Here is a 26,121-nt window from a genome sequence, read left to right as displayed (position 1 = left end):
CGTTTATGTTACAACATAATATTTTAGAAAAATTTAATGTAATGTTTGTCCCTGAGTAAAACAACGTGTAATCACTTGTCGGATAACAAAATCGCCCTGATCCAATCCATACATTGAATTAAAATGTTTCGCTAAAGTAATAACCCATCCGGATAAACGAAAACTCATCTTTTTCTCGGCTTGATCCACAACAATTTCAAAAAGACCTAAAGTATCACTTTCACGCTCACTAGCATATTCTTCCATAATCATGCGGGCGGTTTGTAAATCTTTGTCTCTGGTAGGCCAATTTTGACTCATATTATTCTCCCTAAAAGCATGATTAGGTTTCTGTAACTTAACTCAATATAAAATCAGGACTAGGTCTGATATTATCTCAGATTTTGTTCAAATTCTCAATATTGAGTTCAAATATTGAAGAAGTTTATTATGCTCCGCAGCATCCTATGCACCATAATCATGCTACCTGAAAACAATTTATTGCTTTCCACACGATAGCAATAGAATGTTTTTTCAAGACAGCATATTATATGCGTATACACCGAATTTTAAATACATAAACCATGGCTTACCATATATTACCTTCAATATTATCCGCTGATCTTACTTGTCTTGGCACTGAAGTCGATGCTGTAATGAAAGCTGGAGCTGATTTTATTCATTTTGATGTCATGGATAATCACTACGTACCTAATTTGACATTTGGCCCTGCATTTTGCGATGCTTTAATCAAACGCTTCCCCAAACTTCCTATAGATGTACATCTCATGATTCAACCTGTAGATGCACTGATTGAATCTTTTGCAAAAGCTGGCGCAAAACGTATTAGTATCCATCCGAATGCTACCATCCACATCGATCGTAGCCTTAACCTTATTAAAGATTTAGGATGCAAGGCTGGCTTAGTATTAAACCCGGCAACACCCATTGAGGTATTAACGTGGTGTGCTCATAAACTTGATTTTGTACTCATCATGACTGTGAACCCAGGCTTTGGTGGTCAAAAACTTATTCCTGAAATCATTAACAAAATACCACAAATCCGTGAACGCTATCCTCAACTTGATCTTTGTGTGGATGGAGGCGTTACAATAGACAATATCGCCACCTTAGCACGCGCCGGAGCAAATCAATTTGTTGCAGGCGCTGCAGTATTTAAAAGTGCCAATTACAAAGACACCATTAGTGCTATGCGCACCCAATTAGCCAATGTATAAAAAACTTTAATGTAAGAGAGTCATGAAAAATATCATTTTATTACTATGCGGACTTATGGGATCACTGCTATGTCATGCTCTTTCAGGCCAGGCCTATATGGATCGATTTAATACTTATCTCTTCTATAGTCAAAATATTCCTGCTACGCCTGATACCACATTCCTCGAGTTTATTAGTGGAGATGGCGCTCTTTCAACCAAATTACGGGATAAATGGCTTTATGAATTGGCTAAAAACAAAGATTGGACTCATTTCAATCAATATTACCAACCCTCTCAGGATATTAATCTTGTGTGTTATGACCAGATTGCAAAATATAATTTAGGAATGCAGGATGAAGCCATAAAAGAGTCGATTCCTTTATGGTTAACGGGAAGCTCAAGACCACCATCATGCGATAGCTTATTTAATTTATTATTGAAAAACAATAAATTAGATCGGGACTTAATTACGAAACGTTTTGACCTAGCATTAGAACAACGTAACATACAGTTAGCTCGTTATTTGTTAAAACAATACAAAATATCTCCCGCAGCAGAAATTCAGGCATTAAATGCTGTGATCCAAAATCCCGCTAACGTAAGCAAGCTTAGTCCCGGTGGATTAAACAGTACCATTTATCTTTATGGCCTTAAGCACATGGTTTCAACAAATATGGATCAAGCGCTTAAATTATGGCAACAAAGTAAAACCCAAAAGATGCTAAACCAAGAACAACAACAAGCCTTTTTAGCCCATGTAGCACTTTATAAGGCAATGCGGAATAATGAGGATACATTGCAATGGTTCGCTAAAGTAAAGCCACAATATTACAATGATACTTTACTGGATTGGCAAATACGTTTCGCGTTAAAACATAAAAATTGGGCTCAAGTCACAACCTTAATTAATGATTCAAAAAATAAAGAGGAACCTTGTTGGCAATATTGGCTAGCTCGCGCCTTAGAAGAGCAAGGCAAAATGACAGAGGCGCGCGCAATTTATGAGCCTTTAGCTAAAAATAGACAATATTATGGTTTTTTAGCCAGTTTACGTCTTGATAAAACACCAAGCTTTAGTAATGAGGCACCCACAACCAACTTAGAAGTTTTGAAACCTTATCAATCTTTTATCGACCAAATTAAAACACTCTACGTCACCAAACAAAATCTGCAAGCATCACGATTGCTCAATGACTTTATCAGTGAGCTGCCCAAAGAGGAGGCAAGTGCTTTAGTTTATTGGCTTGATAGTAAACTACAGTGGCATGGCAAATCCGTTTATCTCAGTAATAACGAAACGCTTAATAATCAACTTTCTTTAAGATTTCCGCTCGCCTACAAAGACAGTATCTCACTTTATTCTAAAAAATATACGGTGGAACCTGAATTTATTTATGCCATTATCCGCCAAGAAAGCGGATTCAGAGATGATGCGACGTCTTCAGCTGGCGCTCGTGGTTTAATGCAAGTCATGCCCTATACTGCACGAGTCGTATCAAAGGCAGATAAGATTCCCTATAATGATCAAAAACAATTATTTCTACCCCAAAAAAATATTAATATAGGCGTTGCTTATTTAAAACAGCTCGCAAAGCGATTTGGTCATCATCCTATCCTTATTGCAGCAGCTTATAATGCTGGTCCTAAACAAGTGGTTTATTGGTTAAAAACTCATCCTCCCAAAGAAATTGACGTATGGATAGAAACCTTACCCTGGCAAGAGACACGCAATTACTTAAAAAACATTATGGCTTTTTACGTTGTTTATCAATATCGATTGGGCCAAAAATCTGACTTACATCATTTTCTCGAGCCTTTATAAAAATTTTATAAGGTATTAGGATCTGTTGACAATTCGTCTTCCAAGACCCGAATACCTTATGGCTGTGCCTCCTAAACTCTATACCTCTTAGCTCCGAATTGGTCTATAATTATACAATAAGATTCAAAGGCGTACCGTTTTTTGTATGCCTTAAGGTAGTTTTTATGATAAAGATGATTTTCTCTTGTAGTCTATTAGGGATAATACTTTCTTCTCTAACAGGTTGCGCTCCTACTGCAACTGTGGTTGGTACCTCAAACGTCCCAATTCATTACACTTATGCGCCAGGCTATAATCCCCCCCAAGTTGTGTATCCAGATGTCCCTACTGATACAGACACCTATGAATCCGTCGTTATTATTCATAAATAACTTGGTTCGACATAAAAATGCATTTTATGGTGGTATACGAATGTTATCCCAGGATGCATAGCATTTAACTCATCTTACCCTCATTGTCCCTCTGTATTTTGGATGAAACGCAATAACACATGATTCGTTCGTATAGAAGACTCCTGTAAGGCATTACTCGGGCTTATAAACCCAGCAAACATAGCTTCTAATGCTTCATCGTTAATACTACGGATTTGGTTTTGTGGGCCAAAGCGACGTAATGATTTGTTATGTGTTTCACCTTCTAAATCAGCTTGAGCCATAAGTAATGTAGGGTGATGACTGCTTTGTAGAATACTGGCGTAGATACCTTGCAAGCCAACAGGAAGATACCCTGTATGCTTGTGCCATCGTGTTTGTATTTCTGGCTTTACTATAAAAGCAAAGAATTGTGCGATTCCCTGATATTGCTCCTTTGTTTGTCCGGATACGGCCCATAGAGCAGCCCCCCCTGCAACATTGGCGTGCCTTATTTTACTCACTTGTGTGTCTAAAGGCATACTTGCGATACCCAGATGAAAAGGAACTAATGCCGATAAACTATTGTAAGCGCCTGAAGATTGACTAAATAAAGGACAAATTCCACTGGTAAATAAAATAGTGGCATCATCTACTCTTCCTGCGTAACGAAAATAGTGAAGAGAATGCCAACGCTTTAAGCGTTCAAAATGACTTAATAATTGGGAAGTAGCAAAAACAGCACGCTCATCTTGAGTTAATGGTAATCCATGAATTGCTAAGAAAGATTCAAAAAGTACCCAGCCTGGATAAGCTGTTGTATAAGTACAATCATAACCTGCATTTTTTAACTTTTTAGCCAATACTTCCATTTCATTCCACGTACGTGGAAAATTCGTCTGGGTATAACCTACCTTAGCAAGAATATCTAAATTATAATACAAAGTAGCAACTGAAAGATTAAAAGGCAAAGCCATCAACTCCCCATTTTTGCTATAAAATTCCCGAATAGATTGTATAAAATCTTCTTTAGGGAGACGAACTCCTTGTTCTTGCATAAGTTCATCTACTGGTTTAATAACACCCTTAGGCGAAAGCATAATTTCAGTGCCAACTTCAAATATTTGCACGATTGCAGGTGGATGATGTGCTCTGAATGCGGCAGCAAAACTGGTTAAGGTTTCAACATAGTTTCCTTTATACACAGGTTTAATCAAGTATTTGCTTTGGCTTTGGTTAAATTCATAAGCAAGTGCTTTGACCTCTTCTCCTAAATGTCCTGCCATTCCATGCCAAAATACCAGCTCGACCCGCTCTGCCTGTGCCGGAAAAGAGCACAATAAAGCAACGAAACAATTCAGAATAATGAGACATCTAAAGTAATGATGAGTTATTTTTTTCATGCTAATAAGTCAGGATAATCACTAAAAATTGCATCGACACCCCAATCAAATAATTTATTTGCTAATCGCTTGCGATTAACCGTATAAGCACAAAGCACATAACCTTCAGCTTTTATCTCCTTAACCCGCTCTTTGGTTAAAACTCTACGGTTAAAATGAATGGAAAAACATTCTAATTGTTTTGCTTTTTGCAACCATTGCTCATCCCAAACATGCAATAGTAAACCTAAAGGCATCTCCGGGGCGATGCTTCGACATAATGTCAAAGCATCCCAAGAAAAACTGGATACTAAAGGTAAATTTTTTTCAGACGGCCAATAGCGATTAATATGGCTCATTACTGCTACCGCTGTTTGCTCTTCTGTACCAGGATAAGGTTTAATCTCAATATTTGCTTGCATATTTGCAACAGACAGCCAGTTCAAAGCCTCTTTAAAATGAGGAATATGTTCTCCTTTAAATCGCCGTGAAAACCAAGAACCAGCATCTAAGGATTGTAAATAATCTGAATCAACTAAACCAACACTCCCTCGTCCATTTGTCGTCCTTTTTAAACAGTCATCATGAATGACAAAAGGCTCACCATCAGAACAGCACATCACATCAAACTCAATGAAACGGCATCCTAAAGCTAAAGCTTTATCAAATGCCGCTATGGTATTTTCAGGAGCATAAGCAGAGGCGCCTCTATGTCCAATAATTTTTTCTACAGCCAACAAATTAATCCCCTTCAAGTAAAAGCATAAGACACGCGTCATGCGCCCACCTTTTAAATACCAAGAAAGCAGTCATCTCCCCTAGGCGCGTAATTAACTTCCTTAACGTAACGTCAGTTATGGATAAAGATGTAATTATAACCCGTTACTATCCCCATCCGTTCGGGCTGGGGAGGCATTTATGCCATCTCGAAGCCTGAGCCCAGAATTTGAAAATTCGTACTAAGCCTTCGAGACAGCGCGATGCGCTTCCTCAGCCCGAACGGCTCAAACTAAAACCACGTTCTCTTATACGAAACTCACGTTTCAGTTAAGGCTAGTGCCTACTTCTCGTGGCTTGTCCACGGGAGCCAAAGACTAATAAAGAATTTACTTAGATCCAGCCTCCATCGCGAACCGTTCGGGCTGAGGAGGCGTTTACGCCATCTCGAAGCCTTAGCCCAGAACTTGAAAATTTGTCCTAAGGCTTCGAGACAGCGCGATGCGCTTCCTCAGCCCGAACGGCTCAAACTAAAACCACGTTCTCTTATACGAAACTCACGTTTCAGTTAAGACTAGTGCCTACTTCCCGTGGCTTGTCCACGGGAGCCAAAGACTAATAAAGAATTTACTTAGATCCAGCCTCCATCACGAACCGTTCGGGCTGAAGAGGCGTTTACGCCATCTCGAAGCCTTAGCCCAGAACTTGAAAATTTGTCCTAAGGCTTCGAGACAGCGCGATGCGCTTCCTCAGCCCGAACGGCTCAAACTAAAACCACGTTCTCTTATACGAAACTCACGTTCAGTTAAGGCTCGTGTCTACTTCCCGTGGCTTGTCCACGGGATCCAAAGATCTAATAAAGAATTTACTTAGATCCAGCCTCCATCACGAACCGTTCGGACTGGGGAGGCATTTATGCCATCTCGAAGCCTTGACATCGGATTTGAAAGTACCTGCCAAGGCTTCGAAGTAATAACTCGCTCGCTTATCCGTAATTGACCTTAACTTAACATGAGCATGAAGCGTAACAATACCCTTCTAGTGTCTGCGATACGCCACCTAAATGACAACTATTTTCTCAACTTATTGTTTACGATTTGCAGCAACCTCAACTATAGCTGTTAATATAAGCTCATTGCTTACCGTCAAAGCAGGTGCTGCAGGCGCAGCTGTAGCCAACATCGTATTCATCTCTTTGGCTTGATAAGGCCTTGGCTGAGGAGGATTATTTCCATCAACAAAAACCAAGTTACTCACACTATAATTTTGGGTTGGATAGGCCTTATTAATGCGATCAAGCTCATCATTTACTTGTTGATACAAGCGCTGCCGAATTTGAGTTAGAACCATTTGTGTTTCATCAAAACTTGGTTTGAAATCTACACTGGAGATTTCATATTGAGCACCAGGCGAGCTTACAACCTTAGCATTTTGATAAATATCAGTTAATACCTCCTGATTTACTCGCGCTTGAGCTTGTACATAAAGTTTCTCAAGCCCAGAGCTGTCCTGTGAACGATCAAATTGAACGAGATGCCAATCTCCTTTGGCGATTTTGTTTAATCGCTCCATAATATCAGAACGAGCTTTAACAAGATCCGCATTGTTTAAAGTTACATTAATAGTGACACCAAGCAATGCAGTTTGCGTTGTAACCCATTGTTTTGCCGAAAGTTGGAAATCAATTTTATCAAGCACTAATTGAGGTTGCGGCGGTGGCGGTGGTAAGACATTTTCCGCAAAGGCAAACGGTGTAACTACCATCAAAGCCAGCATTTGAACTACTTGACGCATAACACTCTCCAAGTTGATAAATAATCGAATAAGTGTATATCAGCAAACCCAAAGATACCAAATTATTAAACGGTACCATTGATTTAATCAAAAAATAGGAATATAACTTCTGCAAATATTTCAATCGGAGCGAAACATGATGTCTGTGGACAATATCTCTAATAGTAACCAAACAATAGCCGATGATGATTTTCTTGATTATGCGCTCTCTCATGGATTTGGTGATTTGCACTTTAAGGTTGATCCCGAAACAGGAATGAAAGCAATAATAGCCATACACAACACCAAACTAGGACCTGCTTTAGGAGGGTGTCGTTTTATTGAGTATCCCAATACTCAGGCTGCAGTTAAAGATGCAATGCGCCTTGCTCGTGGAATGAGCTTTAAAGCCGCCTCGGTGAATCTACCTTTAGGAGGTGGTAAGTCTGTTATCATAAAACCTAGAGAGCCCTTCGATCGTGCTCAATATATGCATCAATTTGGTAAATTCGTTCATGAATTAAACGGACGTTACATCACTGCTCTCGATAGCGGAACTGAATTAAAGGATATGGACATCATTGCAGAACATACTCCTTATGTCGCCAGTTTATCCAAGTATGATGGTGATCCGTCTCCATCTACTGCCCGCGGAATTTTACGCGGTATTCAAGCAGCAGTTGCTTTTAAATTGGGGAAAGACAGCCTAAGCGGAATTCATGTAGCGGTCCAAGGCCTAGGACATGTTGGATTCTTGCTGTGCAAACATTTACATGAATTAGGTGCCAAACTGACTGTTGCCGATGTTTCTCCAGCTGCAGTTGAACGTGCTGTGACTCAATTTGGAGCAAAACCAATAAGTACTGAGCAAATTCACAAGGTCCCCTGTGATGTTTTTGCTCCTTGTGCATTGGGAGCTATTATTAATGACCTTACGCTTCCGCAACTGCAAACTACAATTGTTGCCGGTGCTGCAAATAATCAATTAGCGCATACTTACCATGGTAAAAAATTACATGATAAAAATATCTTATTTGCAGTAGATTATGTAATTAATGCCGGAGGATTAATTTTTGCGGCATCTAAATATCTTCATACTCCGGAAGAAAAAATTAATGAGCAAATTGATGCGATATACACTCATTTAATGGAAATTTTTACGCGATCTGCCAAAGAAAATTTACCTACTAATGAAATAGCAGATCATTTAGCTCAAGAGAAACTCTCTTAAAATAAAAAGGATCATATGAAGCATATTAGCCTAACTCCCGAATTATACACCTACATGCTGGATAAATCTTTGCGTGAACACCCGTCCTTAACAGCATTACGCAAAGAAACATCCACAATGGAGTTGGCAAATATGCAAATCCCTCCAGAGCAAGCGCAATTTTTTCAATTGCTCTTGCGTTTAATTCATGCAAAAAATATCTTAGAATTAGGAACATTTACAGGCTATAGTGCCTTAGCAATGGCATTGATGTTACCTGATGATGGAAAACTCATTACTTGCGACATCAATACTACCTGGACGAGTAAAGCACATCCTTTCTGGAAAGAAGCAAAGCAAGACCATAAAATTGAATTACGACTTGGACGCGCACTTGATACTTTGCATACATTAGTTCATGAAGGTTGGCACCATAAATTTGATTTTATTTTTATTGATGCGGATAAAACCAATTACATCAATTACTATGAAATGGCATTAAAACTGATTCAGCCCCAAGGATTAATCGCTATAGATAATATATTCTGGGATGGTAAAGTAATTGATGAAAATGAAACAGGTGGACAAACTAGAGAAATAAGAAAACTAAATGATTTAATTAAAAATGATCCTCGGGTATTTATTAGCTTGTTGCCTATAGCTGATGGATTATTATTAATACAACCAAACAACATATAAGCTCTTCTTTTGAAACATTAAGAAAACTATGTTAAACCTAGGTCTGATTTAAGTCACCAGTCCGAGAAACTAAAAACACGGGTTTCACCAAGCGACACATATGAGCCCAACAAGTTTGGGGCTTAAGTTGATATCATTATGTGACAGTTATGTTTGATACAGCAGAATAATTTTAAAGGAGTGATAGATAATGCAACAAAACAACAACCCTTGTGGATTAGATGGTTTTGCTTTCTTAGAGTTTTCAGGCCCAGACAAGACTCGTCTGCACCAACAGTTTACTGATATGGGTTTTCAAGCCACTGCCAATCATAAAAACCAAGACATTACTTTATTTCAACAAGGTGAAATTCAATTTATAGTAAATGCTGCCTCCAATTGCCAAGCTGAAGAACATGCCAAAACTCATGGCTCTGGGGCTTGTGCAATGGGATTTAGAGTTAAAAATGCCAAAGCAGCATTTGACTACGCCATCAAACATGGTGCTGTTGCATTTGAAGATTGTGAGCATGCTCATCATGGTTTGCCTGCCATTCAGGCGATCGGGGGTAGTGTGATTTATTTTGTGGATGAACAGCATCAACCCTTCTCTGCTCATTGGGAACATCAACCCAATCAAAAGATAGAGGGTAATGGTTTAATACTGATCGATCATCTAACCCATAATGTATTTCGTGGCAATATGGACAAATGGGCTCATTTTTACGAGTCAATTTTCAACTTCCAAGAAATTCGCTATTTTAACATCAAAGGTAAGATGACTGGATTGTTAAGTCGTGCGTTAGGTAGTCCTTGTGGAAAAATTAAAATCCCTTTAAATGAATCCAAAGATGATCTCTCTCAAATCGAAGAGTTTCTGCATGAATACAAAGGTGAAGGCATCCAACATATTGCGTTAACTACCAACAATATTTACCACACAGTACATACCTTAAGAGAACAAGGCGTAAAATTCCTTGATGTCCCCGATACTTATTACGAAATGTTGCATGATCGTCTTCCTTGGCATCAAGAACCAGTCAATCAGTTGAATGACGAAAAAATATTGATTGATGGAGAGCAGGATCCTAAACATGGTTTATTGCTGCAAATCTTCACCGAAAATATCTTTGGCCCCGTATTTTTTGAGATTATCCAACGCAAAGGAAATCAAGGCTTTGGAGAAGGTAATTTCCAAGCTTTATTTGAAGCGATTGAAAGAGACCAAATCAAACGCGGTACTTTAAAAGAAACATCTGTTTAAAAAAGACAGTAATGGCTCAGCTCCTCTATGCCATGTTGACGTAAACGGCCTGATTTGCGCGCAAGACGTGACAAATATGACCGTACCAGGGAAGAGGTGCTCTATTACAAGAAATATAAATGTAGCCTGGGTTATATGCTCTATCCTATTAAACCTAGGCGTTTATACCAGTGAAATGGGGCTATAACAAGGGCCACCTACTGGTTAAACTAGGCTTATAAAGAGGTTTTTATGAAACTTGCGAGTTTAAAATCAACATCATCTCGGGATGGGCAACTATGTGTGGTCAATCAGTCATTAACTACTGCAATCACTGTTTCCCAAATTGCACCTAACTTACAATATGCCCTCGATCATTGGCACGAAGTAGAAGCAAAGCTTCAGGAACTGTATCAGCAACTTAATGAAGGACAATTAGAAAATACCTTTGATTTTAACCCGCAAGAATGTACCTCTCCCCTGCCTCGTGCCTATCAATGGGCAGATGGCAGTGCTTATGTGAATCATGTCGAACTGGTTCGCAAAGCCCGTGGTGCAGAGCTTCCTGCTAATTTTTGGACTGATCCACTGATGTACCAAGGAGGTGCAGATTCTTTTCTAGGTCCACGAGATCCCATTTTAGTTGCAGATGAAGCTTTTGGAATTGATTTCGAAGCTGAAGTTGCGATCATCACCGATGATGTCCCTATGGGTATCGATCATAAGGATGCAGGACGACATATTAAATTGTTGATGTTAGTCAATGATGTATCATTACGCAATTTAATTCCCAATGAACTTGCGAAAGGCTTTGGTTTTTTTCAATCTAAACCTTCCAGCAGCTTTTCTCCTGTTGCCATAACCGCTGATGAATTAGGTTCTGACTGGGATGGGCAACGTGTGCATCTTCCCTTATTAAGTCATTTAAATGGACAACTATTTGGTCAGCCCAATGCCGGTGTCGATATGACCTTTTCCTTTCCAGAGTTGATTCAACACGCTGCAAAAACGAGGAAGTTAAGTGCGGGCACTATTATTGGTTCAGGTACTGTATCTAACACAGATCGCAGTAAAGGCTCTTCCTGCATTGCTGAAAAAAGAATGCTTGAAATCATCGAGCAAGGACAAGCAAAAACTTCGTTTATGAGTTTTGGAGATAGGATTCGCATTGAAATGTTAAACCAGCACAAAAATAGTCTGTTTGGTGCAATTGATCAAATTGTTGAAAGGTATAAGCCATGAAGCTTTATGACTATTATCGCTCCACGGCGTGCTATCGAGTGCGAATTGCACTTAATATAAAAAATATTCCCTACGAAAAAGTAAACATTCATTTAATCAACCATGGAGGAGAACAACATAGTCCTGAATATCGGAAAGTTAATCCTCAAGGTTTAGTACCCAGTTTAGAAATCAATGGTCATGTTATAAATCAATCATTGGCGATTATTGATTATCTCGATGAAACTTACCCTACCCCTCCCTTATTGCCTCAGAATGCTCTAGATAGAGCTACTGTTAAATCTTTGGCTTTAATTGTTGCCTGTGATATGCATCCTCTAAATAATTTAAGAGTATTAAATCAATTAAAGCATCAGTTTAGTCCCAGCGAATCTCAAATAACACAATGGTATCACCATTGGCTTAAAGTCGGATTTGATGCATTCGAAGCTAAATTACAAACACTTACTCGCCAAGAACCTTTTTGTTTTGGCAGGACACTCTCTTTAGCGGATCTTTGTCTCATCCCTCAAGTATACAATGCCCATCGTTTTCATTTTGCAATGGATGATTATCCTCTTATAAATGAAATTAATACACATTGCTTAACACTTGAAGCCTTTCAAAAAGCCATCCCGGAGACTTCATGAAGTTCATCATTAGCCAAGCAATTAATTCAGATACGAACAGGTAGTTACAACGATGTAAAGCGGTATGGAGTAAGTTAAAATTTACAACAATATTCTGATTAGAACCAAGCCTTGCTGATTTCTACAGTAACAACGCCAGAGGATGTTTTTTCAAGTATGCTCCATATGGCTTTACATCGTTGTAAATGTCCTACTAAGTAATTCTTTTTACCGCATTTATAACGCACAGGCATCTTGTCATACCTTTTACCTGAGTTGATGGCCTGGCAATGTTCGCCATTGGTTAACTCGATTGCCCAAGGGTAAGTACGCGACATATCCAAGGTTTTATTCTGTTCATTATTCAAGGGTAGTTTTACCATGATTTGCACGCTGTCCCCCACCCAGGGAGATTGAGGACATAAAGCAGTAGTCCTATTGGGGCCCGATTTAACAAAACATGGATCATAAGTTTTGCCACTCGCCATGCAACGCCATGCATCTTCACGTACAATTAATCGAGATTGTGAATAACACTCCCCTCTAAAGGTTTTTTTGACTTGAGGAGCAATCTGATTCTCCACATCACCATAGGGCCTGTATAATTTTAATATCGTATCATCTGCCGCAACGTTAAAAGAATAAAAGAACAGAAATAGATACAATATCTTTTGCAACATGACTCTTCCTCAATAATTCTATTCAGGGTATTAGGGCATAAAATGCTTTTAGAGTCCATAAAAACTGAGAAAATCAATCCGTTTTAGCCAAGAGAGTAGAAATGCCGATAGGCCCAGTGTATCATCTCATTTTAAGTAAAAGGTATCTATCTTCGCGTGATCACAAAATTGTAATTTTGGCGTCACCTACCTGCGTTGTGCTTGGACTCTCCAATCGAAAATGCTGATGTAACACTAATACACCTCTGTCTTTTTCTAATTCGGGAGCTTACAAGCAGATAGAAATACAAAGTCTTACTTTGTGACCAAGCTAAGTATATTTATAATTAGGAGTAAAAAATGACCGAAGTTTTTACCATAAGACAGTGTTTAGATGGTGAAATCAGTGTTGACGACTACGTTACTGTCAGAGGCTGGGTAAAAACCCGGCGTGATTCAAAAGCAGGGCTTTCTTTTATCAGTATGCACGATGGCTCCTGTTTTTCTCCCATTCAAGTCGTAGCCACTGATAATTTAACGAATTATCAGGATGAAGTGGCAAAACTTACCGCTGGCTGTTCATTGATTGTCTCAGGTAAATTAGTCGCCTCCCAAGGGAAAGGTCAAACTTTTGAAATTCAGGCAGAGCATATCAACGTCGTTGGCTGGGTAGAAAATCCTGATACCTACCCTATTCAAGCAAAACGCCACACCCTTGAATTTCTACGTGAAGTAGCACATTTACGTCCTCGTACGAATACAATTAGTGCCGTTACACGAATTCGTCATTGTTTATCACAAGCCATCCATCGTTTTTTCCACGAACAAGGTTTTTTTTGGATCCATACGCCCATTATTACCTCAAGCGACTGTGAAGGAGCTGGGGAGATGTTTCGGGTATCTACTTTAGATCTACTCAATGTACCTAAAGGTGAGCAGGGTCAAATTGACTTTAGCAAGGATTTCTTTGGTAGAGAAACATTCCTTACCGTTTCTGGACAATTAAACGTAGAGGCTTATTGTCTCGCTATGTCTAAGGTCTATACTTTTGGCCCAACTTTTCGTGCGGAAAACTCAAACACTAGCCGCCATTTAGCCGAGTTTTGGATGGTGGAACCTGAAATCGCTTTTGCGGGATTATCTGATATATGTGATTTGAGTCAATCCATGTTGCGTTATTTATGCAAAGCTGTTCTTGAAGAACGAGCAGACGATATGAGCTTTTTCAATCAATTTGTTGCTCCTGGATGTATTGAGCGTGTAGAGCATATTGCTGAATCAGATTTTGAAATTATGACTTATACTGATGCCATTAAAATTTTGGAAAAAAGTGAACAACCATTTGATTTTCCAGTCAGCTGGGGACTCGATTTACAATCAGAGCATGAGCGTTATCTTGCAGAGATACATTGCAAAAAACCAGTGATATTGACTAATTATCCTCAAGAAATTAAAGGCTTTTATATGCGCCTTAACGATGATGAAAAAACGGTTGCTGCCATGGATGTCTTAGCTCCCGGCATCGGTGAAATTATCGGGGGTAGTGAGCGTGAAGACCGTTTAGATGTTTTGGATAGACGCATTGAGGAAAGCAATCTCAATAAAGAAAGTTACCAATGGTATAGAGATTTACGCCGTTACGGTACGGTACCCCATGCAGGTTTTGGTTTAGGTCTCGAGCGTTTTGTGAGCTATGTTACTGGATTGGCTAACGTACGTGATGTAATTCCATTCCCACGCACCCCTGGCCATGCTGATTATTAGAAAATGATCAGCTCCTATTGAAGAAAGGCTGTATTCGTGTAATTACGCCAAATACAGCCTTTCAGTGGGTAGGCAAAAGAAATTACATTCCTTTCTGAATTGTCTCATCTATTGACGTTTCTATTTCCTTAGAATCAGCTAACAACATATTCTTAGCAATCTTACTCTTAAACATCTCTTTAGCAGAAAAAAAATGGTGTGTGTTTAATATACCAGTATCTGTAAGCTCTAGTTGTGCTACGTTCTGGTTAGCTAACCAACTTTTTTTCGTATTTTGTTCAATTTTTATAAACATTTTGGTACCTCCTATTAATTAATTCCGATGTCTTAAAAATAAATATTTCCGCAAAAATCAGCACGATTCTGGTCATTAAGTCTATATAAGGTCAGATAAAAGCCCCTCTCCTAATACTAAAACTCTATCCATTTGTTTTGCTAACTGATGATCATGAGTGACAATCACCAAGGCAGTATTCATTTTTCGATTCAGCTCTAACATTAACTCAAAAACTTTGGTTGCAGTAACCTGGTCTAAATTGCCAGTAGGTTCATCTGCTAAAACACAATAAGGTTGATGAACTAAAGCTCGGGCTATGGCAACTCTCTGTCGCTCTCCTCCGGAAAGTTGAGCCGGTTTATGCGTTTTTCTTTCTTTAAGTCCAACATCATCGAGCATTTTACTTGCTGTAGCCTCTGCATCTCTAACCGATTTTTTTGCTAAAAGTAAAGGCATAGAAACATTTTCAAGTGCAGTAAACTCGGGTAATAAATGATGAAACTGATAAATAAACCCTAGGCCTTGATTTCGTAATTGGCAGCGTTTTTTTTCATTTATTTTTTGCCAATTTACCTCCTTGATCCATACATCCCCACTTGTTGGTTTATCTAATCCACCAAGTAAATGTAATAAGGTGCTTTTCCCAGAACCTGATGGGCCAATAATTGCCAAGCGCTCCCCTTCAGTGATGGTCAAATCAATACCTCGTAATACATTAACTTTAGAGGCACCATCACTATAAGACTTACAGAGTTTTGTAACATTTAAAATAAGATTACTCATAGTGTAAAGCCTCCGCAATCACTGTTCTTGAGGCTCTCCAAGCAGGATAAATAGTTGCAACAAAACTCATTAATAAAGCCATAAGACAAACTTTCCATAAATCACTAAGCATAATTTGAGAGGGTAAATAGTCCACAAAATAAATGCTAGATGATAAAATTTTAAAATGAAACCAAGTTTGTAGATGATTCACAATAGTCGTTGCATTTTCTGCTAAAATTACCCCACCAATCAATCCCAAAAAAGTCCCTACGATTCCTACCATCATCCCTTGGACTATAAAGGTGCAGAGTATCGTCGAGGGAGTGGCGCCAATAGTTCTCAAAATCGCAATTTCTGCCTGCTTGTCATTGACGACCATCACTAAAGAAGACACTAAATTGAATGCAGCCACCGCAATAATCAGTAATAAGATCATAAACATCATCGTTTTTTCCATTTTAACTGCCTGAAAAAAAGATCCATATTGCTCTGTCCAATTACCTACTTGATATTCTTCACCTAATAAATGCGATAACCGAGAAGATAATTCTGGCGCTTGGTATACATTATTGATCTTCATCTTAATACCAGTCACATCATTACCCATTTGCAATAATTTCTGCGCATCCCCCAGATTAATAAATGCTAATTTTGTATCAAAATTAAATCCAGTTCCTGCAGAAAAAACACCTACAACCGTAAATCGTTTAAAACGAGGAATCATTCCGGCAGGTGTAACGGTCGCTTGAGGAATCATAACGGTTACCTTATCCCCAATCATAGTTCCCATATTATCTGCTAAACCTCGTCCAAGAATAATGCCAAAGTCTTTTAAATTATTAAGATTTCCAGCAAGCAACTTATTTTGCAGATGGCTCATTTTTTCTTCTTCTTGGGGTAATACACCCGTTAGGACAATAGGTAACACTTGTCCATCATGAACCATTAATCCTTGGCCTCCAACGAAAGGTGAAAGCGCTTTAATTTCTGGAATTGTTTTAATTTTTTTAGCAATTTCTGGCCAATCACTTAATCGTTCATTGGGACCAGAGACAGTAATTTCAGGTGCCATACCAAAAAATCGCTTATGTATTTGTTGATCAAAACCATTCATTACCGATAAAACGGTAATAAGAACCATTACCCCCAAGCCAATGCCAAGCATCGAGCTAAGAGAAATAAAAGAAACAAAATGATTTTTCTTTCTAGCGCGTGTGTAGCGTAAACCCATAAAAAGGGCTAATGGTTTATACATAAATTACTTTGATTTTGGTGAAATCCTTATTGTAGAGAAAAAATCGCTCAAGCGATATACCCTATAGACAGTTCTTGTATCCCTTCAATCTGTTTCTAAACTCCAATAATGAGTTTTTTTACTTTTATCCGCCGTCCAAGAAGTACAGACAAAAAAACGAAAAGCACCCAGACACGCCTATACACTAGAACTTCGACTCCATGATATCTTTTCATCAGATAACACACATACTTATCCACAGATTTTGTGGATATTTTATAAAACACTCATTAATCAAATTGTAAATTTAATTTTCCACAGTGTGGCTAGCCAAGCAAAGAATTTCCTCTGCCTTTTATAATTAGTATTCGAGAAACACTAAATTCAGCGTGGAGAAAAGTCATTTTGCATTCCGTCACCCATATTGCCACCATTTAAGCTAAGGATTAATTAAAAAGAGAACACTTAGTAGTATTATTTTGATCAACTACCAGTTATTCTATGCCAATAATCTAAAAAATGCTGATAAGGTAAAGTATCTGTATGAATCCTAGTTCTTGGTATTATCCATCTATAATTGCCTTATGTCTTTATGGTGCTTGGGGATACTGGGGTACAAGAGCATCAAGTTTTATCAATCCTCTTTCAATTACCTTTTATTCCAGTATAGGTGTCCTTATTTCTGGCATTATTGCGTTGATATTACTTGACTTTAAACTGGATATTTGTCCTAAAGGGGGCACGTATGGTTTATTGAATGGCTTAGCAAGCGGCATCGCTTGTATTTTCTTTATTATGGCATTACGTAATGGACCTACAATGCCCGTAGTGTTAGTCACGTCTATGTATCCAATGATTACTTTATTATTGTCAGTTATATTTCTCAAACAGGGGCTTAGTTTAAAACATGGATTAGGAATGATCTTTGCGATTTTGGCTCTAATTTTATTTGCTACAGAATAATTATTGATTAATGCCAGGGCTGGAATCAAACCTTAGGGTAACTCATTGATTTTTAGTAACATAAATAATAAGAATGCGAATATTACCTAAGAATTATTGATTGGTGCCAGGGCCGGAATCGAACCTGGTTTTAACCCTTTGATTTTAAATAACATTAATAATAAGGACTCGAATCATACCCAAAATCTTACCCAACGTGGTGTATATTAGCTAATTTGAATTGATGTGAAAAGATAAGAATGCTTATGGTTTTATCTGCTATTATAAGTGAAAAATTGATGGAGGAAATAATGGCTCTTATTACATTAATTGTCGGTCTTATTATTGGGTATCTTTCTAATGTAGTGGCTATGAAAATCAGTTTTAAACAGAGAACCATCGATAATAAAATTAAAATTTACGACCTGCTTATTTGTAAGTGGGTAGAAATGCGCAACCACATTTATCATTTCGAAAATGAAGCTCAAGATAATCCTAACAAATGGTTGGAGTTTGACAAAATTTATGCATATACACAAACATATATTGGAGAAGCGTTTTTAGTTACTGATGAGCAACAGCTTGTTGAAGATATAAATAGCTTTAATGAAAAATTTTATAGAACAGAATGGTATAATTTTCCTCTAGAAAATATCAATATTAAAATGGAAGAATTCAAAGCTGAAGGGATAGCACTTATAAATCGCATGAAAAAAGACATTCATGAAAGTACAAAATTAAATTTAGCTGATTTTATGCATATTTTTGGTTTTTCTTGTAAAAACAGGTAAATACACTTATAGCCATCAAAGTTTTTAACGACCCACCTCCAGCAATTATTAAGGGCTTAATCTTTATCAGCCCAAACAGCTTTTCGTCTCCAATCATTAGGAAAACCCATTGCACCTAAGGGAATAGCATGTTTTTCCATCAGAGCTATCAATCGATTTTTAAAATGATTATCAGGACAAATAATTTTCAGTAAATGAATAACTAGAACCAAAGGATTATAGAGTTTTCTTATTGATAAAGGTTCATTATTAAAACTACTGATTAGTTCAAGCGGCTTTGAGCGTGGAATCTTGATGGTTTTTGTTGTTTTTCTATTCCATACTCTGCTGTGGTGAGCGCATAAGTTACGCAAGTAAGCGAGGTATTCGATAAAACTAACCAGAACATCATAATCTAGCTCGTAAGCTCTGGCTATTTTGTTACAAGGCTCCCCTGGTTTCATTGATTTTAGCCATTTTGATAAAAGGCCAAACGACATTACCTCGCAGGCTACCCATATAGGGGGCTCATCTGGGAAAGTATAAGTATTTTGATAGTGTTTTATAAATAATTCATCACTACGTGCTAATTCTTTTTGTAACTGAGCAATATTTTTCGCATGCCACTCATCATTTTTGCTCAAGTGAGGCTCTAAATGAGCATGAGAGCCGCTAAGCTCCGCAAAGTAATGCGCCCATTGAGTCCTAATAGATATTTCAATTCTCTCTATTGCATCCAGTAGTAACAGTCGAAGCTCACGATCAAAAAGATAGAGATTTAAAATATCTGAAAATCGTACATTAGATTTAAAACGATGGGTTTTATTATCTTCCTGGAACGGAATCCAATACCCCGACAATCGGTAATAATTGAGATGTTGTAAATAATGGGCAGTATCATTTTCGATGATTAAACCACGTTCGGATAACAACATGGCTTGTTGTTCAAAAGACAGAAAAGGCTTAGTAAACTTCATTTGTTAAGACTTAAAAAAGTAACCCACCGGTTTGAGGATACTCTGTGAGCATAGCCTTGGTGGGTTTTCTTAATTAGATTATCGCTTATTTTGGTATTTTTTGCAATCTGATGCAAATGCTTAAAAAGCATCTTAGAGAAACCTAGGGTTATTTATTGGCTTTTTCCAAATCATTTCTGTCCTGAAAAAATTTATCCCACCAATCCAACGGTAATAAAAAATTTGGCTCTAAGTTAAAATTATTAATAAATAAATTATACGCCTTATCAACATACTTGCATGATCTATATAAATAATCCAAATCTAATGGAGCTTCAAATAATTCAGGGATTAGGTGGTGCTTATGGAGTGAACTAGCGCATGGTTTACAATTATATACGGAAACATGAGACCACATATTATGTGCAGATTGACTAAATGTCTTATACGCAAATTTATAAAGATCTTCGCAATCAGACTCCTGAGACATTTTGCGAGTATCTAACTGTGCCCAATGCCCCAGATTAACTTCAACAAAAAAATCATTTCTTTGAGAGTTTATCCATGCACTTTTGACCTCTATAAGTTTTTCAATATGTTCATTTGTATCGTCAGGATTATTATCAATTTGATTTTTGTAATGTTCAATTAAAAGTTTAGTATCACCAAGTCCATGTAAAATATATAATTTGGTACGCTCCTCTAAATCCATCATCATCCAAGAAAGAGTAATATGTAAATCAGTCATTGCTCTCAAAAATAATGGGGCAGAATGCCCATTTAAAGTGTTTGGCGAGCGTGCCATTTCCAAAGATAAAGTAACTTGCCTAGATAATAATCCACCAATAACTGAATAAGCATCTAATTTGTTGTATTCGATCTTGACCCTACTCCAAAGCTCCTTGAAACTAGAGGATAAATAAGATTCATATGCTTTTAAAAACTTAACAACAACGTTTTCATTTTCCATTAGGTGCATTCCTCAAGTAAAAAAGCTTCGTGCCAAAAATGTTCAGCCCAACTGTTATCGCCTGCCTCATCCTTAAACCCAGCATTAATATTCATACTAGCTCTCATCATTGAAGCAACTTTTTTACTGTCATCAGAGTCTGGATCAATAAAAATGGAGTTAAGATCTGGCATATTGATGCTTGAGCTTAATTTTAATTTTCCACTAGTGCACATAGATACAAAAGCCGTGGTCTGAACTTTTGTTGCAATAAGAGAGCGTCGGTTAAGCAAGGCAGCAACGTCTTCTCTTAACATGAGAATAGCTTTATTTTTATCACAGTTTCCTGTGTAATTATTAAATAAAAAAGACAGTGGATACTGCGTTAATAAAACATGTTGATGTATTAAGTTCTCACGTAAAAAACAAACCAAATCCTCATCTAATTCTGTCATAATTTTAAGTTTTTGCTCATTATTTAATTGCTCAAAATTATTCATAAATACCAAGGCATTCGGCTCTTTTAGAATATCCGTACATTTTTTAAGAAAATCCAGTGATTTTCTCACTGCCTCGTTATCAGGATGACGAATAAATATAGCTGAAAGCCAGATGAGGCTAGGAAGAACTGTTTCAGCGAATGAAATCTGTTCTACATTTGGCATCTGCAGGAATGGGGGGATTAATTTTTTTCCTATTTTCTTATGATCGCTAAGAATAGCCTTATCTTCTTTCTTTTTGTCATTCACTCTTAACCATCCTCATAGTCGTTATATTTTTTCTTAGGTTGATACTGGTTACAAGCGATATAACCTTCTCATCAAAAGACTTGCTTACTACCATAATATGTTTTCAACTACTACAATGACCTTAGAGGAAAAGGAGGTTATACTAACTTATTGATTACTCATTAACCAATTCTTTGCGCAGTTTTGTTATATTCCATCCTTTTTCAAGTCCGCGGCTGCCTTTAGTTAGAGCAGTAATTACGGCAGACCAGGTCTCTCCAGGAAGCTCCGGTATTGTGCCAGAATCTCTATTAGGGCATTTTCCCTCTCGATCATGGTGCGCGTTTATACATTTTCTGATTGTTTTAAGATTTAAATCTGGCAGATCTTTAGGGTTACGCACACCAAATATTTCATTAAGTAATTTAGGCAATGTAGAGCCTCCTGCCAGTCCTCGTAACCCATCTTTTAATGCTATATTAACTGCGCACCAAGTTATTTTATAAGGTGCATAGGCAATTACTCCAGATTTATCAGTTGGCCAATTACCCGTCTCGTTATGATATGCTTGTATCCAACTTATTATTTCTTCAATGGTTAGTTTAGGTGAATTATAATGATTTTTTTCACCAAAACTTTCTTTTAGAGTTGCAAGACTCGATTTAGGAAGACCGCGCTTTCCTCTATACAAAGCTGAACCAACTCTATTCCAAGTCTCTCCAGGTAGCTCAAGAATTTCTCCAGACCTTTCATTGGGCCAAGTATTTGTACGCTGGCAATGTGCTAGCATACATTTTTTTATTGTCTCAATATCCAAGTCTGGTAAATTTTTTTCGTTACGTACTCCAAAATCAGCACTAAGCATTAAAGCCAGACTAGAGCCGCCTAGAAGTCCTCGGGATCCAGATTTCAAAGCTGAATTAATTATGCTCCAATCATCACCAGGCAACTCAGGTATTGCGCCAGAATTTCTATTAGGCCATTTTCCTTCTCGCTCATGATATGTATTTATACATTTTCTAATGGTTTCAAGATTTAACTTACAACTTCGCCCTATAAGCTGGTTTCGCAATTCAGCTAAGCTAATTTTAGGAAGATTGCGTGTACCTTTATGTAATGCAGAGCCAATTGAACTCCACGTGTCATATGGTAACTCAGGTATCACGCCTGATTTTTCATCAGGCCACTTTCCTGTATTATTGAAGTATGAAAGCATACAAGCCTTAATTTCTTCAGTATCTAACTGAGGCAAATCCAGTGAGTTACGTACCCCAAATTTTGTATCCATTAATTTCGCTAAACTTGAACCAACAGGAAGCCCACGAAGACCCTCTCTTAAAGCAGTATCAATTCTACTCCATGTATCGCCATAATAGTTACCCTCAGCAAATTCAATAAGGCTATCATTTCGTAAAGGATATTTTTGATATTTATTAAAAAATTGCTCAATCCATGTCTCAATTATTTCCATTGTTAAGGGTGGGCGCCCCCTTTGAATTGCTTCACGCAATTTTTGGAATGTATTAATATCACTTGATCCACTTGTATATCTTAGCAAAAACCCTAAAGCATGCGTATCTTGTAAAATATCAAAATTAATCTCATCTACTGATAATCCTGACATATATAATGTACGACGAGTAAGCTGTCCTAAAATTTGCGTCAGTAACTCATTTCTATGCTCTTTTATGTCGTATTTATCTAAGATAGGTTCTGCACTCTTTAAAAACTCCTCCTTAGGTGCCCCAACTGGAATATCTATCCAATGGTTTATAATATCTTCAAATAATAAACTTTGCTGAATTTCATCTGGAACTAATTTACTTAACCAGTTGGTTACTGGTTTATGCTCTGGAATGCTTGAATTTTTTTCTGATTCAACACTTTTTGGAATTTGAATCGTTACAGGATTAAAAATATTTTCTAAGATTAATGAAGCATAAATGGCTTTCAAATAGTTATTTAAATTTTCTCTGAAAACTATTTCATCTTTTTGCTCTAGTGAAAATGGCAATAGATGCACAACTTCTACATGGTTTTTATTTTCAGCATCACGAAAAAGTCTTCCAATCATTTGAATGGTATCTACAAGAGAAGATCTTGTCCCAATTATAATACTTCGTTCAGCCCAAACCCAATTAGCACCTTCTTTAAACATTCCCAAAGTGATGATCACATCCACATCGTGCCTATGTTCTTTAATCGTCTTGCCACATAAATAGCTCTTTTTCTGCTCTCTATTGCACTCATCTACTAGATCAAGAATTTTGAATGACTCATCGCCTTTCGTAAGGGTTATTAATATTTTATTTTCTTGATTTTCTTGTTCACCGTACATTCCTTGATATTGACTTATAATATTTTTAACTTCTTGATGCTTATTTCCAGTAGAACAAAGAGAATTAGGTCTTGGAATATATACAATGTCTTTTTTTCGCTCTTTTACTAAGCCCTCTATAGCGTTGGTATAATCCTGACCACAAATAATAAAATCAAAATTGAAAGATCTAAGATGAGTCATCGTTTCTAAATATCTATCATACGGAAGATTATATCTTTTAAATTCCTTCTCCATTTCATTAGGAATCAAATTACGCTGATCTCCTCTAAAATAAGTGGCTGTTGCAAGTCCTATTTGGTTATTTGATGAACTTGAATGGAATAAATACGATACTAACTTACCAAGAGCATTGCTGGTATTAATTGGGCTTAGTTGCTCATCTTGCGACGACGAGCTTGTGACGTGATGGGCTTCATCTACCCATAACAATAAATTTGATAATAAATCTAATTGCCTTTCTTCATACAATTTCTTATAAACAAGGGCTATCGTAGCATGAGTGCAAACAAGAATTCGATCGGAGAGCAAATTCCCATTACTACCCAACCATTTAATAACATATCTTATGGTTCCTTCATTTTGTTTATTAGAACATAAATCATGACCAGCGAGCCAAAAAATCTTTTCGCCATCTGGCATCATAAGTTTTTCCTTAATGAAGCCTGAAGCAATAATAGTCTGAGGCACAGTAATGACACAACGAAGCTTTGGATCATGCTTTAGTTTAAACGCTGATAAAAAACACATCATCCAAGATTTCCCACTTCCCATTGGTGCATTTAATATCATTAAAGGAGCATCTTTAAACTTATCAAAAGCTTCTTTTTGCCATTCCCTCATAGGAAAAAATCCATCTATAGGCTCAGGGTTATCTTGAATATTATTCTCCAACTTAAAGTTGAAACCTTTTTGCCTTACAGTAGATGGTGATTTAATCATATTTGACGGATTCATTAATTATTTACCTACATTGAAGATTTATTTAATAAACTTCATCGTGGATGAGCGTTCCAAGACTTCTTTAGCGACATTTTATTGTTTATTTTTTATTAATCAAGTGTAGCAATTAGGCGAATAACTTTGGTTTACACAATGAGCGAATTAATCACTAATAATCTCAAAATAATGGCAAAAATAAATTAGATCTTTCTCATCATGATTTGTTGATATATTTTTGCCGCTTCAATTGGATTTTTAGTCGTAATCTCCAGCTTTTCATGCTTTTTGTTTTTAGCAGCAACCTCATCATCATGAGCAATAAAAATGTCCATAAGGTTTTTCATATCAGACACACTAATTTCCTGGCCAGAAAGAGATTTTAATAGTTCTGGTATAATTTTTGTTGTTTCAGTCATTGATAGATCAGGTATAAAAACCGTAGCAGCCTTATTTACTGCCTTAGGCACCAACCGCTCAATACAAAGCCTTAACGCAATCGTATCTCCTGACAAGGCAAGATCTATCGTTTTGTTAATTAGTGCTCCAGCATGGGTTTCAAACGCCTTTATCAACTCGGTTCGTTTGTTTAATATCCCTGCTTTTTTACCCCTTGGGTTACCTGATTCACCTGGTTTAAATTTTGCCATATTCCACCATAATTTCCTGCATATTTCCTGAATTTTACAGGAAATAACGCTAAATTAACCAGATAATTTATAATGGTCACAAGTACAAAATGGTGGACAATAACCACAATCACAAATGGATTCAATTATTCTGGATCCCTGCTCAATGTTAGTATTAGCTTGTCTTGGGGAACATAGAGAACCAAGAGAATCATCATGATGTAATACCTCTTTTTCTTAAACTGGTTGCCAGTCTGAAAGAAAGTCCTTTTGAATCACTAAAGACTCTAGGTAAAACATTATATCAATGGCGAGAAGAAGTGGTTAGAATGTGGCGATTTACTAAAAACAACGGCATTACAGAAGGGTTCCATCGGAAGATGAAACTGATTCAACGACGTGCTTATGGGTTTAGAAATTTTGAAAATTACAGATTAAGGGTTAAAGTTTTGTGTTCTTGATTAGTGCTCCCGGATTTGGGGAAGACCCGAAAAATTACGAATAGTTGAGAACGATTTGAGAGAGGAAAGTCTACGTTATTTTATTATAAATCAATCAGTTACGTACTAATTTGAACTCTTGCGAACCATTACAAAATGTGTAATTGGTGCCCAGGGCCGGAATCGAACCGGCATGGTGTTACCACCGAGGGATTTTAAGTCCCTTGCGTCTACCTGTTTCGCCACCTGGGCAATCATTTTTGGAGGCTGAGGCCGGAATCGAACCGGCGTACACGGCTTTGCAGGCCGCTGCATGACCACTCTGCCACACAGCCTCATTTTGATACTTCTAAACCGACACACTCTAAAAAAAAAGCGACATGGTCGTCGCTTAATTTGGAGCGGGAAACGAGACTCGAACTCGCGACCCCAACCTTGGCAAGGTTGTGCTCTACCAACTGAGCTATTCCCGCGTCTCTACGGGGTGTGATTCTACCTAAAATTAAT

Annotated in this window: 24 protein-coding genes, 3 tRNA genes and 1 pseudogene; 12 read left to right on the top strand and 16 right to left on the bottom strand. The window is 37.5% G+C overall.

The genetic code is table 11. The annotated features are described in order from the left end of the window. Positions 1-33 precede the first annotated feature (33 nt). Entirely contained in the window at positions 34-300 is a 267-nt protein-coding gene (locus tag DYH34_RS03135; protein ID WP_058463459.1) for a hypothetical protein, read from the bottom strand. Between the two features lie 263 nt (positions 301-563). Here DYH34_RS03135 and rpe point away from each other — a divergent pair, with 263 nt between their 5' ends. The 3 genes from rpe to DYH34_RS17885 all read left to right on the top strand — a co-directional run bounded on the left by rpe (position 564) and on the right by DYH34_RS17885 (position 3,392). After that, the gene (rpe, locus tag DYH34_RS03130) at positions 564-1,217 is read left to right on the top strand and encodes a ribulose-phosphate 3-epimerase (protein WP_058463460.1); all 654 of its coding nucleotides are present in this window, start codon (positions 564-566) and stop codon (positions 1,215-1,217) included. A 22-nt stretch (positions 1,218-1,239) separates the two neighbouring features. Then, a complete protein-coding gene (locus DYH34_RS03125) occupies positions 1,240-3,021 on the top strand; it encodes a transglycosylase SLT domain-containing protein (protein ID WP_058463461.1) in 1,782 nt (593 codons plus the stop codon). A gap of 164 nt (positions 3,022-3,185) precedes the next feature. Continuing rightward, positions 3,186-3,392, top strand: a complete 207-nt coding sequence (locus DYH34_RS17885; RefSeq protein WP_131775176.1) for a hypothetical protein — start codon at positions 3,186-3,188, stop codon at positions 3,390-3,392. An 80-nt stretch (positions 3,393-3,472) separates the two neighbouring features. Here DYH34_RS17885 and DYH34_RS03120 read toward each other — a convergent pair whose 3' ends face one another. The 3 genes from DYH34_RS03120 to DYH34_RS03110 form a co-directional block, all read right to left on the bottom strand. Next, entirely contained in the window at positions 3,473-4,774 is a 1,302-nt protein-coding gene (locus DYH34_RS03120; RefSeq protein ID WP_058463462.1) for an extracellular solute-binding protein, read from the bottom strand. Further along, positions 4,771-5,490, bottom strand: coding sequence for a glycerophosphodiester phosphodiesterase (gene ugpQ, locus DYH34_RS03115; RefSeq protein WP_115342646.1), 720 nt, complete (start codon positions 5,488-5,490; stop codon positions 4,771-4,773). Before ugpQ ends, DYH34_RS03120 begins: the two co-directional genes overlap by 4 nt. Before the next feature lie 1,063 nt (positions 5,491-6,553). Continuing rightward, the gene (locus DYH34_RS03110; protein ID WP_058465087.1) at positions 6,554-7,264 is read right to left on the bottom strand and encodes a hypothetical protein; all 711 of its coding nucleotides are present in this window, start codon (positions 7,262-7,264) and stop codon (positions 6,554-6,556) included. A gap of 136 nt (positions 7,265-7,400) precedes the next feature. Between DYH34_RS03110 and DYH34_RS03105 the strand changes: the two genes are divergently transcribed. The 5 genes from DYH34_RS03105 to maiA all read left to right on the top strand — a co-directional run bounded on the left by DYH34_RS03105 (position 7,401) and on the right by maiA (position 12,245). Then, positions 7,401-8,474, top strand: coding sequence for a Leu/Phe/Val dehydrogenase (locus DYH34_RS03105; protein WP_058465086.1), 1,074 nt, complete (start codon positions 7,401-7,403; stop codon positions 8,472-8,474). 15 nt (positions 8,475-8,489) lie between these two features. Continuing rightward, positions 8,490-9,152 (top strand): class I SAM-dependent methyltransferase, encoded by a 663-nt coding sequence (locus tag DYH34_RS03100; protein WP_058465085.1) that lies wholly within the window; start codon positions 8,490-8,492, stop codon positions 9,150-9,152. Positions 9,153-9,342: 190 nt separating this feature from the next. Beyond that, on the top strand, positions 9,343-10,395 hold the full coding sequence (gene hppD, locus DYH34_RS03095; protein ID WP_058465084.1) for a 4-hydroxyphenylpyruvate dioxygenase: 1,053 nt from the start codon (positions 9,343-9,345) through the stop codon (positions 10,393-10,395). Positions 10,396-10,626: 231 nt separating this feature from the next. Then, entirely contained in the window at positions 10,627-11,616 is a 990-nt protein-coding gene (locus tag DYH34_RS03090; protein WP_058465083.1) for a fumarylacetoacetate hydrolase family protein, read from the top strand. Further along, a complete protein-coding gene (maiA, locus tag DYH34_RS03085) occupies positions 11,613-12,245 on the top strand; it encodes a maleylacetoacetate isomerase (RefSeq protein WP_058465082.1) in 633 nt (210 codons plus the stop codon). Before DYH34_RS03090 ends, maiA begins: the two co-directional genes overlap by 4 nt. A 98-nt stretch (positions 12,246-12,343) precedes the next feature. Here maiA and DYH34_RS03080 read toward each other — a convergent pair whose 3' ends face one another. Beyond that, positions 12,344-12,904, bottom strand: coding sequence for a hypothetical protein (locus DYH34_RS03080; protein ID WP_058465081.1), 561 nt, complete (start codon positions 12,902-12,904; stop codon positions 12,344-12,346). A 339-nt stretch (positions 12,905-13,243) separates the two neighbouring features. On the opposite strand from DYH34_RS03080, the gene asnS reads away from it, so the two are divergent. Next, complete coding sequence (gene asnS / locus DYH34_RS03075) at positions 13,244-14,647, top strand: asparagine--tRNA ligase (RefSeq protein WP_058465080.1); 1,404 nt, start codon at positions 13,244-13,246, stop codon at positions 14,645-14,647. Between the two features lie 82 nt (positions 14,648-14,729). Here asnS and DYH34_RS03070 read toward each other — a convergent pair whose 3' ends face one another. The 3 genes from DYH34_RS03070 to DYH34_RS03060 form a co-directional block, all read right to left on the bottom strand. Continuing rightward, positions 14,730-14,942 carry a hypothetical protein gene (locus tag DYH34_RS03070; protein WP_058465079.1) on the bottom strand — a complete coding sequence of 71 codons (213 nt, stop codon included), beginning with the start codon at positions 14,940-14,942 and terminating at the stop codon, positions 14,730-14,732. A gap of 81 nt (positions 14,943-15,023) precedes the next feature. Further along, positions 15,024-15,707, bottom strand: coding sequence for a lipoprotein-releasing ABC transporter ATP-binding protein LolD (lolD, locus tag DYH34_RS03065; protein ID WP_058465078.1), 684 nt, complete (start codon positions 15,705-15,707; stop codon positions 15,024-15,026). After that, positions 15,700-16,944, bottom strand: a complete 1,245-nt coding sequence (locus tag DYH34_RS03060) for a lipoprotein-releasing ABC transporter permease subunit (protein ID WP_058465077.1) — start codon at positions 16,942-16,944, stop codon at positions 15,700-15,702. Before DYH34_RS03060 ends, lolD begins: the two co-directional genes overlap by 8 nt. A gap of 522 nt (positions 16,945-17,466) precedes the next feature. Here DYH34_RS03060 and DYH34_RS03055 point away from each other — a divergent pair. Together DYH34_RS03055 and DYH34_RS03050 are read left to right on the top strand one after the other, a co-directional pair. Then, a complete protein-coding gene (locus DYH34_RS03055) occupies positions 17,467-17,886 on the top strand; it encodes an EamA family transporter (protein WP_003632925.1) in 420 nt (139 codons plus the stop codon). 290 nt (positions 17,887-18,176) lie between these two features. After that, positions 18,177-18,656 carry a hypothetical protein gene (locus tag DYH34_RS03050; protein ID WP_131775208.1) on the top strand — a complete coding sequence of 160 codons (480 nt, stop codon included), beginning with the start codon at positions 18,177-18,179 and terminating at the stop codon, positions 18,654-18,656. Between the two features lie 56 nt (positions 18,657-18,712). On the opposite strand, the gene DYH34_RS03045 is transcribed toward DYH34_RS03050, so the two are convergent. The 5 genes from DYH34_RS03045 to DYH34_RS03025 all read right to left on the bottom strand — a co-directional run bounded on the left by DYH34_RS03045 (position 18,713) and on the right by DYH34_RS03025 (position 25,195). After that, positions 18,713-19,612, bottom strand: a complete 900-nt coding sequence (locus tag DYH34_RS03045; RefSeq protein ID WP_058465075.1) for an Abi family protein — start codon at positions 19,610-19,612, stop codon at positions 18,713-18,715. 148 nt (positions 19,613-19,760) lie between these two features. Next, positions 19,761-20,561, bottom strand: coding sequence for a DUF5677 domain-containing protein (locus DYH34_RS03040; protein WP_058465074.1), 801 nt, complete (start codon positions 20,559-20,561; stop codon positions 19,761-19,763). After that, positions 20,561-21,289 carry a hypothetical protein gene (locus DYH34_RS03035; protein ID WP_058465073.1) on the bottom strand — a complete coding sequence of 243 codons (729 nt, stop codon included), beginning with the start codon at positions 21,287-21,289 and terminating at the stop codon, positions 20,561-20,563. The genes DYH34_RS03040 and DYH34_RS03035 overlap by 1 nt, the downstream gene beginning before the upstream one ends. Before the next feature lie 154 nt (positions 21,290-21,443). After that, on the bottom strand, positions 21,444-24,449 hold the full coding sequence (locus DYH34_RS03030) for a DEAD/DEAH box helicase (protein WP_280524241.1): 3,006 nt from the start codon (positions 24,447-24,449) through the stop codon (positions 21,444-21,446). A gap of 299 nt (positions 24,450-24,748) precedes the next feature. After that, positions 24,749-25,195 carry a DUF5681 domain-containing protein gene (locus DYH34_RS03025; protein ID WP_058465071.1) on the bottom strand — a complete coding sequence of 149 codons (447 nt, stop codon included), beginning with the start codon at positions 25,193-25,195 and terminating at the stop codon, positions 24,749-24,751. A gap of 200 nt (positions 25,196-25,395) precedes the next feature. Here DYH34_RS03025 and DYH34_RS03020 point away from each other — a divergent pair. Next, positions 25,396-25,635: pseudogene (locus DYH34_RS03020) on the top strand (transposase); the annotation flags it as partial. 144 nt (positions 25,636-25,779) lie between these two features. On the opposite strand, the gene DYH34_RS03015 reads toward DYH34_RS03020, so the two are convergent. The 3 genes from DYH34_RS03015 to DYH34_RS03005 form a co-directional block, all read right to left on the bottom strand. Then, a tRNA-Leu gene (locus tag DYH34_RS03015) sits at positions 25,780-25,866 on the bottom strand. Between the two features lie 9 nt (positions 25,867-25,875). Next, a tRNA-Cys gene (locus DYH34_RS03010) sits at positions 25,876-25,949 on the bottom strand. A 62-nt stretch (positions 25,950-26,011) separates the two neighbouring features. Further along, positions 26,012-26,087: transfer RNA gene (locus DYH34_RS03005), tRNA-Gly, on the bottom strand. Between the last annotated feature and the right edge of the window lie 34 nt (positions 26,088-26,121).

The organism is Legionella cincinnatiensis, from assembly GCF_900452415.1.
GTDB lineage: Bacteria > Pseudomonadota > Gammaproteobacteria > Legionellales > Legionellaceae > Legionella > Legionella cincinnatiensis.
Note: the sequence above shows the minus strand (reverse complement) of the source record. Positions and strands in the feature narration are given on the sequence as shown.

Bases quoted from the DNA above. Each gene is read 5' to 3' on its own strand.
- DYH34_RS03135 (WP_058463459.1), bottom strand. From the start codon at position 300: ATGAGTCAAAATTGGCCTACCAGAGACAAAGATTTACAAACCGCCCGC.
- rpe (WP_058463460.1), top strand. From the start codon at position 564: ATGGCTTACCATATATTACCTTCAATATTATCCGCTGATCTTACTTGT.
- DYH34_RS03125 (WP_058463461.1), top strand. From the start codon at position 1,240: ATGAAAAATATCATTTTATTACTATGCGGACTTATGGGATCACTGCTA.
- DYH34_RS17885 (WP_131775176.1), top strand. From the start codon at position 3,186: ATGATAAAGATGATTTTCTCTTGTAGTCTATTAGGGATAATACTTTCT.
- DYH34_RS03120 (WP_058463462.1), bottom strand. From the start codon at position 4,774: ATGAAAAAAATAACTCATCATTACTTTAGATGTCTCATTATTCTGAAT.
- DYH34_RS03110 (WP_058465087.1), bottom strand. From the start codon at position 7,264: ATGCGTCAAGTAGTTCAAATGCTGGCTTTGATGGTAGTTACACCGTTT.
- DYH34_RS03105 (WP_058465086.1), top strand. From the start codon at position 7,401: ATGATGTCTGTGGACAATATCTCTAATAGTAACCAAACAATAGCCGAT.
- DYH34_RS03100 (WP_058465085.1), top strand. From the start codon at position 8,490: ATGAAGCATATTAGCCTAACTCCCGAATTATACACCTACATGCTGGAT.
- hppD (WP_058465084.1), top strand. From the start codon at position 9,343: ATGCAACAAAACAACAACCCTTGTGGATTAGATGGTTTTGCTTTCTTA.
- DYH34_RS03090 (WP_058465083.1), top strand. From the start codon at position 10,627: ATGAAACTTGCGAGTTTAAAATCAACATCATCTCGGGATGGGCAACTA.
- maiA (WP_058465082.1), top strand. From the start codon at position 11,613: ATGAAGCTTTATGACTATTATCGCTCCACGGCGTGCTATCGAGTGCGA.
- DYH34_RS03080 (WP_058465081.1), bottom strand. From the start codon at position 12,904: ATGTTGCAAAAGATATTGTATCTATTTCTGTTCTTTTATTCTTTTAAC.
- asnS (WP_058465080.1), top strand. From the start codon at position 13,244: ATGACCGAAGTTTTTACCATAAGACAGTGTTTAGATGGTGAAATCAGT.
- DYH34_RS03070 (WP_058465079.1), bottom strand. From the start codon at position 14,942: ATGTTTATAAAAATTGAACAAAATACGAAAAAAAGTTGGTTAGCTAAC.
- lolD (WP_058465078.1), bottom strand. From the start codon at position 15,707: ATGAGTAATCTTATTTTAAATGTTACAAAACTCTGTAAGTCTTATAGT.
- DYH34_RS03060 (WP_058465077.1), bottom strand. From the start codon at position 16,944: ATGTATAAACCATTAGCCCTTTTTATGGGTTTACGCTACACACGCGCT.
- DYH34_RS03055 (WP_003632925.1), top strand. From the start codon at position 17,467: ATGAATCCTAGTTCTTGGTATTATCCATCTATAATTGCCTTATGTCTT.
- DYH34_RS03050 (WP_131775208.1), top strand. From the start codon at position 18,177: ATGGCTCTTATTACATTAATTGTCGGTCTTATTATTGGGTATCTTTCT.
- DYH34_RS03045 (WP_058465075.1), bottom strand. From the start codon at position 19,612: ATGAAGTTTACTAAGCCTTTTCTGTCTTTTGAACAACAAGCCATGTTG.
- DYH34_RS03040 (WP_058465074.1), bottom strand. From the start codon at position 20,561: ATGGAAAATGAAAACGTTGTTGTTAAGTTTTTAAAAGCATATGAATCT.
- DYH34_RS03030 (WP_280524241.1), bottom strand. From the start codon at position 24,449: ATGAGGGAATGGCAAAAAGAAGCTTTTGATAAGTTTAAAGATGCTCCT.
- DYH34_RS03025 (WP_058465071.1), bottom strand. From the start codon at position 25,195: ATGGCAAAATTTAAACCAGGTGAATCAGGTAACCCAAGGGGTAAAAAA.